At 61.1% G+C, this 17,075-nt stretch carries 17 protein-coding genes and 1 tRNA gene; 10 read left to right on the top strand and 8 right to left on the bottom strand.

The annotated features are described in order from the left end of the window. Position 1: 1 nt before the first annotated feature. Genes trpC through QMO82_RS12030 form a run of 3 tightly spaced genes read right to left on the bottom strand, consistent with a single transcriptional unit; the run spans position 2 to position 3,741 of the window. Positions 2 to 814, bottom strand: a complete 813-nt coding sequence (trpC, locus tag QMO82_RS12040) for an indole-3-glycerol phosphate synthase TrpC (protein WP_183607291.1) — start codon at positions 812 to 814, stop codon at positions 2 to 4. Positions 815 to 823: 9 nt separating this feature from the next. Further along, the gene (gene trpD, locus QMO82_RS12035; protein ID WP_183607292.1) at positions 824 to 1,840 is read right to left on the bottom strand and encodes an anthranilate phosphoribosyltransferase; all 1,017 of its coding nucleotides are present in this window, start codon (positions 1,838 to 1,840) and stop codon (positions 824 to 826) included. A gap of 8 nt (positions 1,841 to 1,848) precedes the next feature. Beyond that, positions 1,849 to 3,741, bottom strand: coding sequence for a SurA N-terminal domain-containing protein (locus QMO82_RS12030; RefSeq protein WP_183607293.1), 1,893 nt, complete (start codon positions 3,739 to 3,741; stop codon positions 1,849 to 1,851). A gap of 221 nt (positions 3,742 to 3,962) precedes the next feature. On the opposite strand from QMO82_RS12030, the gene QMO82_RS12025 reads away from it, so the two are divergent. Continuing rightward, on the top strand, positions 3,963 to 4,244 hold the full coding sequence (locus tag QMO82_RS12025; RefSeq protein WP_097619829.1) for a hypothetical protein: 282 nt from the start codon (positions 3,963 to 3,965) through the stop codon (positions 4,242 to 4,244). 101 nt (positions 4,245 to 4,345) lie between these two features. On the opposite strand, the gene QMO82_RS12020 is transcribed toward QMO82_RS12025, so the two are convergent. Continuing rightward, positions 4,346 to 4,600 carry a GlsB/YeaQ/YmgE family stress response membrane protein gene (locus tag QMO82_RS12020; protein WP_097619707.1) on the bottom strand — a complete coding sequence of 85 codons (255 nt, stop codon included), beginning with the start codon at positions 4,598 to 4,600 and terminating at the stop codon, positions 4,346 to 4,348. A 570-nt stretch (positions 4,601 to 5,170) separates the two neighbouring features. On the opposite strand from QMO82_RS12020, the gene QMO82_RS12015 reads away from it, so the two are divergent. The 3 genes from QMO82_RS12015 to QMO82_RS12005 all read left to right on the top strand — a co-directional run bounded on the left by QMO82_RS12015 (position 5,171) and on the right by QMO82_RS12005 (position 7,637). Next, positions 5,171 to 5,326: an entericidin gene (locus QMO82_RS12015; protein WP_183607294.1), complete on the top strand. Its 156-nt coding sequence runs from the start codon at positions 5,171 to 5,173 to the stop codon at positions 5,324 to 5,326. Between the two features lie 513 nt (positions 5,327 to 5,839). Then, positions 5,840 to 6,721, top strand: coding sequence for a transglutaminase family protein (locus QMO82_RS12010; protein ID WP_183607698.1), 882 nt, complete (start codon positions 5,840 to 5,842; stop codon positions 6,719 to 6,721). A gap of 97 nt (positions 6,722 to 6,818) precedes the next feature. Further along, positions 6,819 to 7,637 carry a transglutaminase family protein gene (locus QMO82_RS12005; protein WP_183607295.1) on the top strand — a complete coding sequence of 273 codons (819 nt, stop codon included), beginning with the start codon at positions 6,819 to 6,821 and terminating at the stop codon, positions 7,635 to 7,637. A 15-nt stretch (positions 7,638 to 7,652) separates the two neighbouring features. On the opposite strand, the gene QMO82_RS12000 is transcribed toward QMO82_RS12005, so the two are convergent. Together QMO82_RS12000 and QMO82_RS11995 are read right to left on the bottom strand one after the other, a co-directional pair. Next, positions 7,653 to 7,877: an alkylphosphonate utilization protein gene (locus QMO82_RS12000; protein WP_010035073.1), complete on the bottom strand. Its 225-nt coding sequence runs from the start codon at positions 7,875 to 7,877 to the stop codon at positions 7,653 to 7,655. A gap of 1,142 nt (positions 7,878 to 9,019) precedes the next feature. Continuing rightward, a tRNA-Ser gene (locus QMO82_RS11995) sits at positions 9,020 to 9,109 on the bottom strand. Positions 9,110 to 9,375: 266 nt separating this feature from the next. Here QMO82_RS11995 and QMO82_RS11990 point away from each other — a divergent pair. After that, the gene (locus QMO82_RS11990) at positions 9,376 to 9,702 is read left to right on the top strand and encodes a GYD domain-containing protein (RefSeq protein ID WP_183607296.1); all 327 of its coding nucleotides are present in this window, start codon (positions 9,376 to 9,378) and stop codon (positions 9,700 to 9,702) included. Positions 9,703 to 9,778: 76 nt separating this feature from the next. On the opposite strand, the gene QMO82_RS11985 is transcribed toward QMO82_RS11990, so the two are convergent. Continuing rightward, positions 9,779 to 9,982, bottom strand: a complete 204-nt coding sequence (locus tag QMO82_RS11985; RefSeq protein WP_183607297.1) for a hypothetical protein — start codon at positions 9,980 to 9,982, stop codon at positions 9,779 to 9,781. A gap of 117 nt (positions 9,983 to 10,099) precedes the next feature. Then, positions 10,100 to 10,573: a hypothetical protein gene (locus QMO82_RS11980; RefSeq protein ID WP_246718267.1), complete on the bottom strand. Its 474-nt coding sequence runs from the start codon at positions 10,571 to 10,573 to the stop codon at positions 10,100 to 10,102. Positions 10,574 to 11,002: 429 nt separating this feature from the next. On the opposite strand from QMO82_RS11980, the gene QMO82_RS11975 reads away from it, so the two are divergent. From QMO82_RS11975 to metG, 5 genes are all read left to right on the top strand, one after another. Continuing rightward, positions 11,003 to 12,109 (top strand): septal ring lytic transglycosylase RlpA family protein, encoded by a 1,107-nt coding sequence (locus tag QMO82_RS11975; RefSeq protein ID WP_183607299.1) that lies wholly within the window; start codon positions 11,003 to 11,005, stop codon positions 12,107 to 12,109. A 74-nt stretch (positions 12,110 to 12,183) separates the two neighbouring features. Beyond that, positions 12,184 to 13,377 carry a D-alanyl-D-alanine carboxypeptidase family protein gene (locus QMO82_RS11970; RefSeq protein WP_183607300.1) on the top strand — a complete coding sequence of 398 codons (1,194 nt, stop codon included), beginning with the start codon at positions 12,184 to 12,186 and terminating at the stop codon, positions 13,375 to 13,377. Between the two features lie 135 nt (positions 13,378 to 13,512). Beyond that, entirely contained in the window at positions 13,513 to 14,193 is a 681-nt protein-coding gene (gene tmk / locus QMO82_RS11965) for a dTMP kinase (RefSeq protein WP_183607301.1), read from the top strand. 8 nt (positions 14,194 to 14,201) lie between these two features. Further along, positions 14,202 to 15,227 carry a DNA polymerase III subunit delta' gene (locus tag QMO82_RS11960; protein WP_183607302.1) on the top strand — a complete coding sequence of 342 codons (1,026 nt, stop codon included), beginning with the start codon at positions 14,202 to 14,204 and terminating at the stop codon, positions 15,225 to 15,227. A 296-nt stretch (positions 15,228 to 15,523) separates the two neighbouring features. Beyond that, a complete protein-coding gene (gene metG, locus QMO82_RS11955) occupies positions 15,524 to 17,074 on the top strand; it encodes a methionine--tRNA ligase (RefSeq protein ID WP_183607303.1) in 1,551 nt (516 codons plus the stop codon). Position 17,075 lies beyond the last annotated feature (1 nt).

Here is a 17,075-nt window from a genome sequence, read left to right as displayed (position 1 = left end):
ATCATTCGGCCGCGATGGCGGCTTCGCCAAAGAGCAGCGCACGGGTGGCGGCGGCGACGTCGTCCTTGCGCATCAGGCTCTCGCCGACAAGGAAGGTGTTGATGTCGACGGCCTGCAGGCGTTTGCAATCGGCATGGGTGAAGATGCCGCTTTCACCGATGAGCAACCGGTCGGTCGGAACCATCGCAGCCAGCGTCTCGCTGACCGTCAGGCTGACCTCGAATGTGCGAAGATTGCGGTTGTTGATGCCGACGAGCGGCGAGGAGAGCTTCAGCGCACGGTCCATCTCAGGCGCGTCGTGAACCTCGACGAGCACGTCCATGCCGAGCGCGAAAGCTTCGTCCTGCAGGCGCTCTGCATCGTCATCGCTCAGCGACGCCATGATCAGCAGAATGCAGTCAGCACCCCAGGCGCGCGCCTCATGGACCTGATAGGTCTCGAACATGAAGTCCTTGCGCAGGGCGGGCAGCGCGCAGGCAGCCCGCGCCGTCGTCAGGAATTCCGGCGCACCCTGAAAACTCGGCTTGTCGGTCAACACGGAAAGGCATGCCGCGCCACCGGCTTCATAGGCCCTTGCCAGCGCCGGCGGATCGAAATCCGGGCGGATCAGCCCCTTCGACGGGCTCGCCTTCTTGATCTCGGCGATCAGACCGAAATGGCCGGCCTCCCGCTTGGCAACGAGCGCCTTGTGAAAACCGCGCGGGGCGGACTGGTCGGCCTGCATCGCCTTCAGATCGCCAAGCGACACAGCAGCCTTGGCGGCGGCGATTTCCTCGCGCTTATAAAGTTCGATCTTCTTCAGGATATCGGTCATCGGCCAATCCTAGTCGATATCGTTGGAGACGGCGATGAGTTTGTCGAGGGCGAGCGCGGTGGCGCCGCTATCCAGCGACTGCGCGGCCAGCGTCATGCCGTCGCGTATCGTCTCCGCCTTGCCCGCAATGACCAGCGAGGCGGCGGCATTGGCGAGCGAGACATCGCGATAGGCATTCTTTGCGCCGCTGAGGACCTCGCGAAGCGCAGCGGCGTTGGCGACACCATCACCGCCCTTGATGTCGGCGAGCACGCAGGGGCTGACACCGAAATCGGCTGGTGACAGTTCGAAGGTGCGGATCTTGCGGTCTTCGAGTGCGGCGACTTTCGTGATGCCGGTGGTGGTGATCTCGTCGAGACCGTCGCCATGGACCACCCAGACACATTCGGAGCCGAGATCGCGCATGACTTCGGCAAGCGGCACCAGCCATTGCGGCGAGAAGACGCCGAGCAACTGGCGGCGGACACCGGCCGGATTGGAAAGCGGCCCGAGCAGATTGAAGATCGTGCGCGTGCCGAGCTCGACCCGCGACGGGTTGACATGGCGCATGGCGGAATGATGCATCTGCGCGAACATGAAGCCGACACCGGCCTCCGCGATGCAGCGGGAGATGATTTCGGGACCGACGTCAAGCTTGACGCCGAGGGCGGCCAGATTGTCTGCTGCGCCCGATTTCGAACTCAGCGCACGGTTGCCGTGCTTGGCGACGGGGACACCGGCGCCGGCGACGATCAGCGCCGCCAGCGTCGAGATATTGTAGGTGCCGCTGGCATCGCCGCCCGTGCCGACGATGTCGATCGCATCGGCCGGCGCCTCGACGGTCAGCATCTTGGCGCGCATCGCGGTGACGGCGCCGACGATCTCATCGACGGTTTCGCCGCGCACGCGCAGCGCCATCAGGAAGCCGCCGATCTGCGAGGGCGTCGCCTGGCCCGACATCAGGATGTCGAAGGCGGCGCGAGCCTCGTCACGCGTCAGCGGCTCACGGCTTGCGGCCTTGGCCAGGAACGGCTTCAGATCGGTCATAAAGCCTCCTAGCGGGTCGTTGCCTGTTCGGCGAGCGTCTGGTTGATCTGAGCGCCATACTGCGTCTGCAGCAGGTTGACCATCTGATCGAGAATATCGTCGCCGGCCGCATTGGCCATGGCGGTGATCTGGGCATCGCGGTTGTTCAGCACGTCGCCGGTCGGCTGACTGTTGACCTCGGTGACCTTCATCAGGATCTGCGTCGAGGGATCGGCGCCGACAGCGCTCGCAACCGTATCGATGGGCCCGGAGAAGGCGGCGGTGACGGCGGCACGGCCAAGCACCGGATCATCGGTGGAGCGGGTAAGGCCGCTCTTGCTTTCGACGGCGATGCCGAGCGGCGTTGCGATATCGGCAAGCGCGGTGCCCTTGGCTGCCGCGGCCTTCAATTCGTCGGCCTTCTTGGCGAGTTCGGCTTTCTGCTGTTCCGCCGTCCAGTCCTCGACCGCCTTTTCGCGCACCTCGGCAACCGGGCGCTCGCGGGTCGGCGTGATTTCCCGGACGTTGAACCAGACATAACCGTCATTGCCGATCGGCAGCGGCGGCGCATCGACGCCAACCTCGGTCTTGAAGGCTTCGCCGAGCAGTTGCTGCTTGACGGGGATATCCTTGACCTCTTTGCCGCCCTTGTCGGCGCCGGTCATGTCGACGGCGTCGACGGTGACGGCCTGGAGCTTCAGCTGGCCGGCGATATCCTCGAGCGTGGAACCTCCGGCGCGCAGATCCTCGATGCGGTCATGAACGTTGATCACTTCCTGAGAGGCATTGGACAGCGCCAGCTGCTTGCGGATGTCCTCCTTCACCTCGTCGAAATTCTTCACCGTTTCCGGCTTGATGTTGGTGATGCGCAGGATGACGGAGCCAAAGGAGCCTTCGACGACAGGCGTCGTGCCGCCATCGCGCGACACTGCGAAGGCCGCATCGGCAACGGCCTGGTCGGGAACCTTGTCCTTGGTGAATTCGCCGAGCAGTACATCGCTTGCCGTTTTGCCCTGGTCGGAGACCAACTGATCGAAGCTGGTGCCGCCCTTCAGCGCTGTTTCGGCGGCGGCGGCAAGATCCTTGCTGGCAAAGGTCAGCTGTTCGATGGTGCGGCTCTCCGGCGTGCGGTAAGTATCCTTGCTCTTGTCGAAGGCTTCGTGGATCTGGTCGTCGGTGACGGTCGCGGCGTCAGCGATATCGGCGGGCTGCAGCTTGAGATAGACGAGCTTGCGGTATTCAGGCGCCTGGTAGCGCTGCTTGACGCCGTCGAACCACGTCGCCAGCACGTCGTCGGCAGGCGCCTTGATCGGCTCGATATTGGCGTTGGTGAGCAGGAGATAGTCGATGCTGCGGCTTTCATCGCCATAGAGCTTCAGGGCGTCGACCAGCGTCTTCGGGGCGGTGAAACCGTTCGAGATGGCATCGACGACCTGGCTGCGGACGGCGACCTTGCTGCGCTCCTTGATGTAATCGTCCTGGCGGATATTGGCATTGCGCAGGCGCGAGATGAAGAGCTCACGGTCGAACTTGCCGTTGACGGCCTTGAAAGCCGGATCGTCGGCGATCAACTGGGCGAGGCGATCCTCGGACAGGCCGAGATTCATATCTTCTGCGAGCTGGTCGAGCGAGGCGCCGGCAACGAGTTGGGCGAGCACCTGCTGTTCGACGCCGAAGGCGCGGGCCTGTTCCGGGGTGAGGCGCATGCCGAACTGCTGGCCGAGGCTTGCCACCTGGCGCTGATAGGCGAGGTGGAATTCGTTGACGTCCACATGCTGATCGCCGACGGTCACAACCGTGGTGCTGTTGCCGCCCGTTAACAGCTGATGCGACACGCCCCAGGCGCCGAAGGAGACGACGAGCAGAAGCAGGAGCAGCTTGGCAACCCAGGTCTGAGCAGCTCTTCTCAGGATATGGAACATCGAAACGCAAACCTCGCAGTATTCATTAGAGCCGCGCGCGGGCGGACATTCGACGTTCCTTAAAACAAACCCGACAGGAAATGAAGGGTTTGTCGCGCGAAAAGCTGCACAAGGCCGCCGCTCGGCCGAGGCGGCTTTGCGGCCAACAAAAGATCGGTTGCGACGGAACCTTTCGGGCCGCCATTTCGTTGAACCGGCATCCCATGAAACAGGAGCAGACCATGGCAGAATTGAAAACCGCTTCCGCCGAATCCACCGCTGCGCGCGTCAAGGCTGATATGGCAGCAGACGACCTGTCGGCGCAGGTCGCAGCCCTTCGCAACGATCTCTCCCGGCTGACGGAAAGCGTGGTCGCGCTCGGGCAGGGGGCAAAGTCGGCGGTGACCGACGAGGCGTCGCTGATGACGGAACAGCTGCGCGACAAGGTTCGCGAAGAACCGCTCATCGCCCTCGCCGTGACGGCAGGCATCGCCTATGTTTTCGGCCTGCTGAGCCGTCGCTGAAAGAGACTTCAGGACAATGAAAAGCCGGGCGCCATGATTGCCCGGCTTCTGGTGTTTCGATGGCCAGCTACCGCGACCGGGTCAGCTAACGCTTACCGGGGTCAGCGGCGGATGAGGCGGCCGACGAAAATCAGAATGCAGGCGCCGACGAAACCGGTGATCAGATAACCCAGCCAACCGGCAAGCGGCTGGATGTGCAAGAAACCCAGGATCCAGTTGGCGACAATGGCGCCGACAATGCCGAGCAATATGTTCATGAGCAAGCCCATGTTGCTGCTCATGGCCTTTTCCGCCAGCCATCCGGCGATGCCACCGATAATGATGGCTGCAATCCAACCTACACCTGCGTTTTCCATGGTTAGCTCCCTCCTGGTAAACCGACTCGAAACAATGCATGAAACGGAAGGAAATTCCACTCCTGGCAGAATTTAAAGCGGCTTACGGGTGCAACTGGGTGACCGGAGTCTCCAGCGCGTACATAGCCAGCTGGAACAGGAGGCCTGATATGGCGAGCATTGCGAAGCCTAAAGGCATGATCAGGCTTTTGCTAAACATTCTTTTCTCTCCCCTTTGAGAAAAGAATAAACTTAAGCTTCCGCTTCGCAAGGTTATTACTAATAAATAGTTAAGCGCCGCATTTGAGTAAACTTAAAGTATCGAAATGGTACATGTGTTCTTTTGCGGGATGGAAGAATATATACTCGAATAACTGCCGCAGATCACGGGAGAGATGACTTGAGAATGTTTTTCGTACCTTGAAAAGCGGTGACCGAAGGCGCGATGGGGGTGACTACACTTCAAGAGTTTGCGGCATGTTTTCAGCGGATTAATCCGTCGCTCATTCGATTCATGCCGGCTTCGACGGATTGATTTTGGCGCGAAGCGCATCATTTTATTCAGAAGCCATTCGATCCGAGGGAACACTGATGTCAAAAGCTACAATCGCCATCGCCTGTATCTGCCTGCTCACCCTGTCCGGCTGCGGCAATACCGCATACGGGCTGAAGAAGGATGGACAGGAGGCGAGCCACGCAATGGACAATGCGACACATCGGGTGCTTTCGGCAGGCGCCAAGAAGTGAGGCAGGCGCCAGGAAGATATGCGCGATAGAAGAATTACCGTGAAAAAAGCCCGCCTGGGGTGAGGCGGGCTTGCAATCACAGGAGAATGGACGGATTGACGCCGTCTCGGCTAATGAAGCACTTGCTGAAGCACATGGCTTTACGTCATTCGACGTATCCGCGGCCGGCGCCCTTCCGGCAGCGAGACGATGCGACCAGTCTATCGGAATCGAATCAGAAATTGCCCCAGTTCTGAGCGCGGGCACGGGCGCGAATAATCCGGTATTCGCGCCCGCCATAGAGCGAGCCGATTGTCAGCAGAAGTGTCAGAACGTCCCAGATGATATGCATGTTATCCTCTTAGGTTGGACGGCTCTGCCGTCGATCGGTGAAGGTACAATAGCAATCTTTCGAATGTGCTTATATGACAAGAAATCGGGATGAGCGGGGAAGCGGGCAGGGCGCTTTCGCAGAGGAGAGGCGGCGCCGCCGCCTTGGAGAAGCACAGTGAACAGATTATCGGACGGCCGCCGATGACGATTTTCTCCGTCCGCCACATCACGTCCTATCGCTACGTCAGGGAGGTCGATTTCGGCGAGCATCGGTTGATGTTCCGGCCGCGCGACAGTTTCGACCAGCGGTTGATCGAAGCGTCGTTGACGACCTATCCTGAGGAAAGTCATGTCCGCTGGATCCACGATGTTTTCGGCAATTGCGTGGCGCTCGTCGATATTTCACGACCGTCGGCTGAGCTTCGCTTCGAAACCTGGATCACCCTCGATCATACGCCGCAGGTTGCCCTGGATCTCAAGGTGGACGAAGAGGCCCTGATCTATCCATTCTCCTACGACAAGGATGAGATTGCCGATCTGACGCCGGCGATGCAGCGCCATTATCCCGACCCCAACGACGAGGTCGGACGCTGGGCGCGCCAGTTCTTGCGTCTTGGGCGTCCGACGGAGACCGGCCATCTGCTGATGACGCTGTGTTACGCCATTCGGGAAAGCTTCGTCTATGCGCGGCGCCAGGAACATGGGACGCAGACGCCGGTCCAGACCTTGCAGCTTCGTTCCGGCACCTGCCGGGATTTCGCCCTGCTGATGATGGAGGCGGCACGCGTCCTCGGCCTCGCGGCGCGCTTCGTCACCGGCTACGTCTATGTTCCCGACCGGGACGGCTCCACCGTGCTCGGCGGCGGTTCCACCCATGCATGGTGCCAGATCTATCTTCCAGGCGCCGGCTGGGCGGAGTTCGATCCGACCAATGGGATCGTCGGCAACCGCGATCTCATTCGTGTCGCGGTGGCCCGCGATCCGCGCCAGGCAGTCCCATTGAGCGGCAGCTATGACGGGGATGGGAAGGATTTCGACAGCATGACAGTGCAGGTGAACGTCACCACAAGGCAATCTGGCTAGTCGCGCGGTGACAGTCCCGGTCTCGCGGGAACCGGGTAGCGCGACCAGCGTTCTCTACTCACCGCTGCCAAAGCGCAGACGCGACAAGGAAGCCACAATGAAGATACGCGCCGGGTTTCATCTGGGCTACGAATGCGTGCAGCCAACGCCGATGCTGCTCGTCCTCAATATCCACCCCTCCCGTCGTGCCGATCTTCTCAGCGAGCAGGTCCTGACATTCGACCGGGCAATCGAGGCCTGGGAATATACCGATGGTTTCGGCAATGCCTGCAGCCGGATCGTCGCACCGGCGGGAGTGACGACGATCTCTACGGAGTTCGAGATCTACGACAGCGGCCAGCCCGACGTCGTTCCCGAAGATGCAGTCCAGCACGCGATCAACGACCTGCCGGACGAGGTGCTGGTCTTCCTGCTCGGCAGCCGCTATTGCGACACCGACAGGCTTGCCGATTTTGCCTGGGCAACCTTCTCGTCGACGCCGCTCGGTTGGGCGCGCGTTCAGGCGATTTGCGATTTCGTCCATGACCACATCACTTTCGATTACCTGAAGGCCGACCTCCTGCGGACCGCGCATGGCGGCTTCATCGACAAAGCAGGAGTCTGCCGCGACTTTGCCCATCTCGCCATCGCGCTTTGCCGATGCATGAATATCCCGGCGCGATATTGCACCGGCTATCTCGGCGATATCGGCGTTCCGATCGATCCCAATCCGATGGATTTCAGCGCCTGGTTCGAGGTCTTTCTCGGCGGCCACTGGCATACGGTCGATGCCCGCCACAACACGCCGCGCATCGGCAGAATATTGATGGCGACCGGCCGCGACGCCACCGATGTCGCAATGTCGACGGCTTTCGGCCCGGCAACGCTCGCCCGCTTCGAGGTGATCACCGAAGAAGTGCCGCAAGAGGGCGATTGATGCGGCGAGGTGGCCCTATGCCTTCTTCAAAAACTCGGTTTTCAGCACCAGGCCTTTGACCTGCTTGGTGTTGCACTCGATCTCACCGGGATTGTCGGTCAGGCGAATGCCCTTCACCAGCGTTCCACGCTTCAGCGTCTCCGAGGTTCCCTTGACCTTGAGGTCCTTGATCAGGGTTACGGAATCGCCGTCATGAAGCTGGCTTCCGTTGCTGTCCTTTACGATGATGTCGTCGGCCATGATGTCCTCTTTTGATGATCCCGGACGGGAAATCATGGCGACACGGCATAGTCAACCATGGGAACGGATCGGACGGTCATGGGCTGCGGCCGGTATTATTGCGGCAACAGGCAAATGGTGGCGCCTTCAGTCCGGGGTAACGCTTGCCGAGACGCTGCGAATCCTCGAAACTGACGGCGTGCTGCATCCGGTCTGATCAAGGCGGCCCGGAGCCTTCCGAGCGCGAGTTCTGCAGCCGCCACGCATACGACCGCGGACCTGCGAGCCCGTGCCGGCGCGATTCGCGATATCCGCCAACACAAGGAGAACGAGCGGCTGGCGGCAGAAGGCAGGAGGAGAAAGAGGCAGCGCCCGCCGCGCACGGCTCAACGCGATCATACAACCGGGCGATGCTGTCTGGCGCGAGGTCGAAACCGAGACCGTGCGGCGCAAACGCTTCCGGCTATAGCGCGGCAGCCGGCCGCCTCGCCGACTTGAAGACGATCGCCGAACAAAATGCGGCACGGCCGATTTCACCCACCGCCTGCATTCGATCCGCGAACGCCATGCTCAGAAGGAGCGCTTCGTCGAGCGGCTGGCCGCTTTCGGTTAGCCTTTCTCGCGCGAAATAGGCGGAGACATAGCGGAAAGGTCTATCGGTTGCGGCGGAGTTCAATGATCGCCGCCATACGAACGACGCTATCGCATTTCGGAATTACCGCAACACTCAGACTAAAGTCAGATCTATCCGGGACTTTATGCCCATAGCAAACCAACGTCACTGCAATAGGTTTTGCGGCGTGAATGCAGTTGCGGAGTTTGCGGTGACAAAGATTTTCTTTGCGGGAATGATACTTACGCCGGTTATTTTCTGGGGCTCTGTCGGCCTCCTGATATATTCTTACTTCTCGTGAGAGCTCTCACGCGCCAATCTCCCGCCTACCTATTGAGCGACGACGCGATTTCGACCAGCGCATCCGGTTTCACGAGGCCGCATTGGTAGCGCGTGGGTTTGTTACCGAGGCAGGATCAGGCTGGCCGGATACCGAAGGTGCAGATCGTGAAGGAACATCTGGTCAAGATTCGCACGGAGAACCCCGGTCAACTGGAGGGCTGAATTGCCAGCAGTGAGCTGCTTCCTGTTCTCGCGAAAATATGGGAACTGGCGGAAGAGGTGGGATTCGAACCCACGGTACGGTTTCCCGCACGCCGGTTTTCAAGACCGGTTCCTTAAACCACTCGGACACTCTTCCATCTGATTGAAAAGGTTGAGTAATCAACATTTTGTTGACTACCTGAAATCGGCGCTTGCTGCCGATTTGCTACCCAATCACTCGATGGCTGGCTTTTTAGCAGCTTTGTTCGCAGCGTCAACGTACTCTGCAGCATTTGCCGACATCTTCGATGTTCGCCGTTTTGCGAATGAAACCGGGGCGGCAGGCCCGTTTCGTACAATGGAAATAACTGGCGTTCTCCCCGGCTTGGGCGTTTACTGTTTTGTTTCGGCGGAGGACGAGACATGGCCATGTATCTCACGCGCTTCAGCTACACGCCCGAGACGTGGGCGCGCATGATCGAAAAGCCCGAAGATCGCCGGGAGGCGGCGCGGACCTACATTGAATCGGTGGGCGGGAAGCTGCATGGGTTCTGGTACGCCTTCGGCGAGCATGACGGTTGGAATCTGTGGGAGGCGCCCGACAACGTATCGATGGCGGCGGTCGCGTTGGCTATCGGTGCAGGCGGCGCGCTCAGATCCATGGAGACCACTGTCCTCCTCAGCGTCGAGGATACGATCGAAGCCTTGAAAAAGGCCAAGTCGGTTCGGTATCGGCCACCGGCAGCGTAGGTGGCGGGCCACTGAAGATCAGTGCTTCCCTCGTTCTCGGCGCAGGCTGTCTGGGTGCGCCGGAGACATCAGAGATTTAGTGTCCGTCAGATCCGAGGCCCTTCGGACCGTTGAGTTGGTTCATGTCCTCGCAGAGAGAGCGAACTGCCTCCATCGTCACGGCCAGTGCCGACATCAGGATTGCGGTGTCGTTGTCGTTATCCGGCTGGGAAAGCTGGCGAGATCGGGCATGCAACTTCTGGCTGATCGTGTCGAGCTGCGTCATGGTTTCGTCGTTCATGGTAATCCTCCAAAGGCATAGACCTTTAAAGCTCGCGGCGGACATTTCGTTCCCATACAGCCACGAAGCTGTCAAATCCGCGATCCGCACTGCATCACATGCAATCGGTGACGTGACTTACCCGTTCGGTTTGCGCAAGGGCGGAAGCCGCATGTAGTAGGAATCCAGAGGGTCGTAGGATCCCTTTGGTTCACCCTTTCCGGGTTTTACCAGATTGGGCGCCAGTTTTCCCTCCGGCCCGAACATGTAGTCGATGCCGGCGCAGAGATGGGCGAGGGAGCGGTAATTGAAGTATTTGAACCAATCGTTCGCAAGGAAGGCGGCTTCGTCCCAGGCCTTTCCGCGCAGGCGGTGATATCCGGCCTGCTGCAGAAAGGTCTCGCCTGTCCTCGTATTGATGGTGGCGCCGAGACACAAATTGCCGGCGATCAGCGACAGCCTGAGCACTCTGATGGTTTCGGCATCCTTGTTCGGTAAGGGCTTCAGGGCCTGGGCAAGATAGTAATTCGTGGTGGGATCATTGGTCATCGTCTTGCGCCAATAGGCGGGGAAATCTTCCGCGGCGGCTCCGACGGCCGATGAGACGGTCATTATAACAAGCAAAATCAAGCTTTTAAAAATTCCGCCCATGGCAATCCCCCAACCCTGCGCAGAGAATGCTTAGCGTCATTTGGCCAGGCGGGGCAAAGGGACGTCGCCCCGCTTGGGAACCCGCTCCGGCCTGTGCCAATTTGGGCTTTTCGGCCATTCGAAAGCGAGTTCAGATTTACCATATGCCCCGCATCGGCACGAGGCGTCAGGGCCTTATTGCGGCGGCGGAATGAGCAGGGCGGCAAGGCTCACGTTAGTGATTTATAAACCATAATCATTAGATTTGTCGCTATCGCTGCGAAATCCTTCGTAAATTTGCCACGAACTTAACAAGATTAAAGTCTCGTTAGGCGGGCGGGGATAAGGCGTAATGGCCCAAGATGGGGCAGAGTTCCTTAACCATAACGATCTTTGAGCGGCGTGGGGCATATGAAATTGGGATACGGGGCGGCGTCTTTCGCAACGACAGCACGGTGGCTGGCAATCTCGGCGATGTGTGCGACGGTTGCGGCGTGCGGCACGACACAGGCGGTGCCGAAGAAGAAATCCCACGGCAAAGAATATTTCTCCGAATCCGAATATGGCGTGAAGGCGAGCCCGCGGGTCGCCACCGGCAACAACATCCCCAAGGGCGGCGGCCGCTACATGGTCGGCAATCCTTACGAGGTGAAGGGCAAGTGGTATTATCCGAAGGAGGACTTCTCCTATAACAAGGTCGGCGTCGCCTCCTGGTATGGCTCGGCCTTTCACGGCCGCCTGACGGCGAATGGCGAAGTCTACGACCAGATGCATCTTTCCGCCGCGCATCCGACCTTCCCGCTGCCGAGCTATGCGCGCGTCACCAATCTCGAAAGCGGCTCCTCCGTCATCGTGCGCGTCAACGATCGCGGCCCCTATCACGAAGGCCGCATCATCGACCTGTCCAACAAGACGGCCGACATGCTGGATCTGCAGCACAGCGGCACCGGCAAGGTGCGCGTGCAATATGTCGGCCGCGCCCGCATGGACGGCCACGACATGCCCTATCTGATGGCCTCCTACGTGCCGAAGGGCAGCCGCATTCCCGGCGTCAATCCGGAAGGCCAGATCGCAACCGGCGTGATGGTCGCCTCCAACAGCCGCAAGATCACCCGCGATCAGTTGCAGAGTGCCGAAGACTATGAGACGCCGGCCAGCGTGCCGGTGCCGATGTCGGCCACGTCCTATGCCGGTTCGACGCCGAGCGCGCGCTACAATGCGGTACCCGCCGCAACGCCCGCCCTGGCAGCACCCACCCATGTTCTGGTGGCGCCGTCAGCCCCGTCCATCAACAATGCCGCGCCGTCCTTCGACCAGATGGTCGTGCTGCCGGAGATCGGTCCGATGCCCTACGAACGGCCGCTGGGCTCTCTCGCGCTCGGCTACCAGGACGAGGACGTGAAGACGGTGACCGTCGATCTCGCCTTCGACGCGGTGATGGTGCGCAATGACGGGCTGACGCAGGAGTCGATCCTTGCCGCGGCCAAGCGTCATCAGGCAAAAACCGCCGCGCGCTGAGCGCGGCAATTGCATCGGATTTCCTCTCGCTCTAACCTCCTGAAATACGCCCCCCTGATCGATGGGAATTCTTGATGCTGAAGCCTTTGCTTCGCCTGCTTGCATGCATCATGCCGCTCGCCACCGGCGCATTCGCAGCCGATAGCGGTACCGCCGGCTTCGCCACCAAGGCGGCGCAGGCCTATATGATCGAGGCCGCCACCGGCACCGTGCTTCTCGCCAAGAACGAGGATCAGGGTTTTTCGCCGGCCTCGCTCGCCAAGCTGATGACGATGGATCTCGTCTTCGAAGCGTTGACGAAGGGCCAGATCACCCTCGATACCGAATATCCGGTTTCCGAATATGCCTGGCGAACCGGCGGCGCGCCATCGCGGACGGCAACGATGTTCGCCAGCCTCAAATCGCGGGTGCGCGTCGATGACCTGATCAAGGGTGTCGCCATCCAGGGCGCCAATGACAGCTGCATCATCCTCGCCGAGGGCATGGCCGGAACCGAGCAGCAATTTGCCGTGTCGATGACGCGACGCGCCCGCGAGCTCGGCATGGAGAAGGCCGAGTTCGGCAATTCCACCGGCCTTCCCGACGGAAAGAGCAAGGTGACGGCGCGCGAGATGGTGACGCTCGCCACCGCCCTGCACCAGTCCTATCCCAATCTCTATCCCTATTTCGCCCTGCCGGATTTCGAGTGGAACAAGATCTTCCAGCGCAACCGCAACCCGCTGCTCGGGCTCGATCTCGGTGCCGACGGGCTGGCAACCGGCTTTACCGAGGGCGAGGGCTATTCGATCGTCGCTTCGGTTGAGCGCGACGGCCGGCGGCTGTTTCTGGCGCTGGCCGGCATCGCCTCCGACAAGGAGCGGACGGAGGAGGCCAAGCGGGTGCTCGAGTGGGGGCTGACGGCCTTCGAAAACCGGCAGATCTTCGCCGACAAGGAAGTGATCGGCGCCGCCAGCGTCTATGGCGGCACGGCGCGCACCGTCGATCTCGTCGCCAAGGCGCCGGTCAGCGTCTATATCCCGATCAGCAACCCCGACCGGCTGTCGGCGCGCATCGTCTATCGCTGGCCGCTGACGGCGCCGGTAGAGCCGGACACCCAGGCAGGCACACTCAGGATTTTCGCAGGGTCCCGTCTTCTCAGGGAGGTGCCGCTCTATACCGTGCAGGCGGTCGGCGAGGGCTCGCTCAGCAGCCGGGCGGTGGACGCCATGCTGGAGCTCGGCGAATCGCTGTTTTTCTCCTGGCTCTGGGACAAGTCGGCGCCCGGCTGAACGGCCGGCCTTCCCATGCGTTTTGCTGGGAAAGGTGAATATGTCGCCGCGGCGAAAGGTTTTCCTCCCCGATATCTTCGGATAGATAGAAGAGGTGGGGCGCACGCGGGGCGCCTGGAATGCGGGAAGTTGGCATTGTCATCCGGTATGGGATTGTTCGTTACATTTGAAGGCGGGGAAGGCGCTGGTAAATCCACGCAGATCCGTCGCCTCGCCGCGGCGCTGAAGGGCGAAGGTCACGACGTGCTGGTGACGCGCGAACCGGGTGGATCGCCGGGCGCGGAGGCCGTGCGTCACGTGCTGTTGTCGGGGGCTGCCGAAGCCTTCGGCACGCGGATGGAGGCGATCCTCTTTGCGGCCGCCCGCAACGACCATGTCGAAGAGGTGATCCGGCCGGCGCTTGGCGCCGGCAAGATCGTGCTCTGCGACCGCTTCATGGATTCCTCCCGCGTCTATCAGGGCATCACCGGCAATCTCGAACCCGATTTCATCGAGACGCTGCAGCGCGTCGCCATCAACGGCGTCATGCCGGATTGCACCGTGATCCTCGACATCCCGGCCAAGATCGGGCTGGAGCGGGCGCAGAAGCGCGCCGGCGCCGACGCTCCCGATCGCTTCGAGAAGGAGCGGCTCGAAACCCACGAGAAACGGCGCGAGGCCTTTCTCGATATCGCCGCCCGCGAGCCGGAGCGCTGCCACGTGGTCAACGCCATGCAGACCGAGGAGGCGATTTCCGCCGAGATCCTGGCGATCGTCAAACAGTTGCTATCGCCTGCAGGCCGTGCCCGAATGCCGGAAGCCGCTCATCATGAGTGAGGCCCATTATGAGTGAAGAGAGGCCCGGACTGCTCGACGGCGCTATCTGGCCAGGCGAAAATACCAGGCTGTTCGGCCATGAGGAGGCAGAAGCCTTCCTGGCGCAATCCTACCGGTCCGGCAAGGGCCACCACGCCATCCTGATCGAGGGGCCGGAGGGCATCGGCAAGGCGACGCTCGCCTTCCGCTTCGCCAATCATGTGCTTTCGCATCCCGATCCCGACGGGGCGCCGGAGACGATCGGCGATCCGGATCCGGCCTCTGCCGTCAGCCGGCAGATCGCCTCCGGCGCCTCGCACAATCTCCTGCATCTGGCCCGGCCCGTGGATGAAAAGACCGGCAAGGTGAAATCGGCGATAACAGTCGACGAGGTGCGCCGCGCCGGCAAGTTCTTCTCGCAGACTTCGGGCACCGGCAACTGGCGGATCGTCATCATCGATCCGGCCGACGACATGAACCGCAATGCGGCCAACGCCATCCTGAAGATCCTGGAGGAACCGCCGAAGCGGGCGCTGTTCCTGGTGCTCTCGCATGCACCGGGACAGCTGCTGCCGACCATCCGCTCGCGCTGCCTGCCGCTGAAGCTGGCGCCGCTTGCCGACGATGAACTCTTCGCGGCCCTTGCCCATCTCGGCATATCAGGCGAAGGCGGGACGGTGCTTTCGGCCGCCAAGGGCAGCGTCGGCGAGGCGCTGAAACTCCTGAACTACGGCGGCGGCGAGATCATCGCCGCCTATGACGAGATGCTGTCGGCCGAGGGGCCGACCGCCCGCAAGGCCATGCATCGGCTGGCCGACGCGCTTTCCGGCCGGGAAAGCGACACGATCTTCGATTTCTTCGTCAGCCATGTCGGCGACGACATCATGAACCGCGCGCGCGTAGCGGCAGGCGAGGGGCAGATCACCGCTGCGGAACGGCTGGCACGGCTCTATTCGGAGATCACCGAGCGGCTGACGATTTCCGATGCCTACAACCTCGACCGCAAGCAGACGATCATCAGCATTCTCGCCGATATCAAGCAGCCAGGCCTCTGATCAGCCGGTCACCGGCTTGCCTGCGACAGGCCGGAAAGCGAATAGAGCGGCTCGAACGTCAAACTAGCGCCCCTGACGGCGCACGGTCAGGACAAATCCGGTAGATGAGAACTGGCACTTGGTTCTGTTCCGCCCTCTTTTCCATGACGGGTAGATTGCGGCAGAAGCTGAGTAAAGTTCACCGTGCTAACCTCCCGGAAATCATTGGCGGCGGTGAAACTTGATGTTTCGCTTGACGGTGACATGCGCTAAGAGCGGCTGACCATTTTTATAGAGTTAGCCGGACATTGGCCGCCATGACAGACAAGACACCCTTCTACATCACCACCGCGATTTCCTATCCCAACGGCAAGCCGCATATCGGCCATGCCTATGAGCTGATCGCGACGGATGCGATGGCGCGCTATCAGCGCCTCGACGGCAAGGATGTGTTCTTCCTGACCGGCACCGACGAACACGGCCAGAAAATGCAGCAGACGGCGCGCGGCGAGGGGATCACTGCACAGGCGCTTGCCGATCGCAACTCCGGCGAATTCCAGGCGATGGCCAAGCTGCTGAACGCCTCCAACGATGACTTCATCCGCACCACGCAGGAGCGCCATCACGAGACATCGCGCAACATCTGGAACCTGATGGCCGAGAACGGCGACATCTACAAGGACAGCTATGCCGGCTGGTACTCGGTGCGCGACGAGGCCTATTACCAGGAAAACGAGACGGAGCTGCGCGCCGACGGCGTGCGCTACGGGCCGCAGGGCACGCCCGTCGAATGGGTGGAAGAGGCAAGCTATTTCTTCAAGCTCTCCGAATACCAGGAGAAGCTGCTGGCCCATTACGAGGCGAACCCCGATTTCATCGGTCCGGTCGAGCGCCGCAACGAGGTGATCTCCTTCGTCAAGTCAGGCCTCAAGGACCTCTCGGTCTCGCGCACGACCTTCGACTGGGGCATCAAAGTGCCGAACGATCACGCCCACGTCATGTATGTCTGGGTCGATGCGCTGACCAACTATATCACCGCGACCGGCTATATCGAGGACCGGAACGGCCCGCGGGCGAAATACTGGCCGGCCGACGTCCACATCATCGGCAAGGACATCATCCGCTTCCATGCCGTCTATTGGCCGGCCTTCCTGATGTCGGCAAAGCTGCCGCTGCCAAAGCGGGTCTTTGCCCATGGCTTCCTGCTCAACAAGGGCGAGAAGATGTCGAAGTCGCTCGGCAACGTCGTCGATCCCGTCAACCTGGTGAACCATTTCGGCCTCGACCAAGTGCGCTACTTCTTCCTGCGCGAAGTCTCTTTCGGCCAGGACGGCAGCTATAGCGAAGAGGCGATCGGCATTCGCATCAATTCCGACCTCGCCAACGGCATCGGCAATCTCGCCAGCCGCTCGCTGTCGATGATCGTCAAGAACTGCGACGGCAAGATCCCGGAATGCGGGGCACTCAGCGACGAGGACAAGGCGATGCTCGCCCAAGCCGACGCGCTGCATGCCTCGACGCGCGAGGACATGGGCAAGCAGCAGATCCACCGGGCGCTCGCTTCGATCATCGCTGTTGTCTCCGAGACCGACCGTTATTTCGCCGGCCAGGCGCCATGGGCGCTGAAGAAGACGGATCCGGAGCGTATGGGCACGGTGCTCTATGTGACTGCCGAAGTCGTGCGCCAGATCGCCATCCTGCTGCAGCCCTTCATGCCGGAATCATCCAGCAAGCTACTCGATCTGGTTGCCGCACCCGCTGGCAAGCGCGACTTCGCCGCTCTCGGTGAAGCCGGCCGTCTCGTTGCCGGAACGCCGCTCGAAGCGCCGACGCCGATCTTCCCGCGCTACGTGGCTCCGGAGGCTTGAA

The sequence above is a fragment of the Rhizobium sp. BT04 genome (assembly GCF_030053135.1).
GTDB lineage: Bacteria > Pseudomonadota > Alphaproteobacteria > Rhizobiales > Rhizobiaceae > Rhizobium > Rhizobium binxianense.
This window is presented reverse-complemented; position numbering and strand designations above follow the sequence as displayed.

Bases quoted from the DNA above. Each gene is read 5' to 3' on its own strand.
- trpC (WP_183607291.1), bottom strand. From the start codon at position 814: ATGACCGATATCCTGAAGAAGATCGAACTTTATAAGCGCGAGGAAATC.
- trpD (WP_183607292.1), bottom strand. From the start codon at position 1,840: ATGACCGATCTGAAGCCGTTCCTGGCCAAGGCCGCAAGCCGTGAGCCG.
- QMO82_RS12030 (WP_183607293.1), bottom strand. From the start codon at position 3,741: ATGTTCCATATCCTGAGAAGAGCTGCTCAGACCTGGGTTGCCAAGCTG.
- QMO82_RS12025 (WP_097619829.1), top strand. From the start codon at position 3,963: ATGGCAGAATTGAAAACCGCTTCCGCCGAATCCACCGCTGCGCGCGTC.
- QMO82_RS12020 (WP_097619707.1), bottom strand. From the start codon at position 4,600: ATGGAAAACGCAGGTGTAGGTTGGATTGCAGCCATCATTATCGGTGGC.
- QMO82_RS12015 (WP_183607294.1), top strand. From the start codon at position 5,171: ATGTCAAAAGCTACAATCGCCATCGCCTGTATCTGCCTGCTCACCCTG.
- QMO82_RS12010 (WP_183607698.1), top strand. From the start codon at position 5,840: ATGACGATTTTCTCCGTCCGCCACATCACGTCCTATCGCTACGTCAGG.
- QMO82_RS12005 (WP_183607295.1), top strand. From the start codon at position 6,819: ATGAAGATACGCGCCGGGTTTCATCTGGGCTACGAATGCGTGCAGCCA.
- QMO82_RS12000 (WP_010035073.1), bottom strand. From the start codon at position 7,877: ATGGCCGACGACATCATCGTAAAGGACAGCAACGGAAGCCAGCTTCAT.
- QMO82_RS11990 (WP_183607296.1), top strand. From the start codon at position 9,376: ATGGCCATGTATCTCACGCGCTTCAGCTACACGCCCGAGACGTGGGCG.
- QMO82_RS11985 (WP_183607297.1), bottom strand. From the start codon at position 9,982: ATGAACGACGAAACCATGACGCAGCTCGACACGATCAGCCAGAAGTTG.
- QMO82_RS11980 (WP_246718267.1), bottom strand. From the start codon at position 10,573: ATGACCGTCTCATCGGCCGTCGGAGCCGCCGCGGAAGATTTCCCCGCC.
- QMO82_RS11975 (WP_183607299.1), top strand. From the start codon at position 11,003: ATGAAATTGGGATACGGGGCGGCGTCTTTCGCAACGACAGCACGGTGG.
- QMO82_RS11970 (WP_183607300.1), top strand. From the start codon at position 12,184: ATGCTGAAGCCTTTGCTTCGCCTGCTTGCATGCATCATGCCGCTCGCC.
- QMO82_RS11960 (WP_183607302.1), top strand. From the start codon at position 14,202: ATGAGTGAAGAGAGGCCCGGACTGCTCGACGGCGCTATCTGGCCAGGC.
- metG (WP_183607303.1), top strand. From the start codon at position 15,524: ATGACAGACAAGACACCCTTCTACATCACCACCGCGATTTCCTATCCC.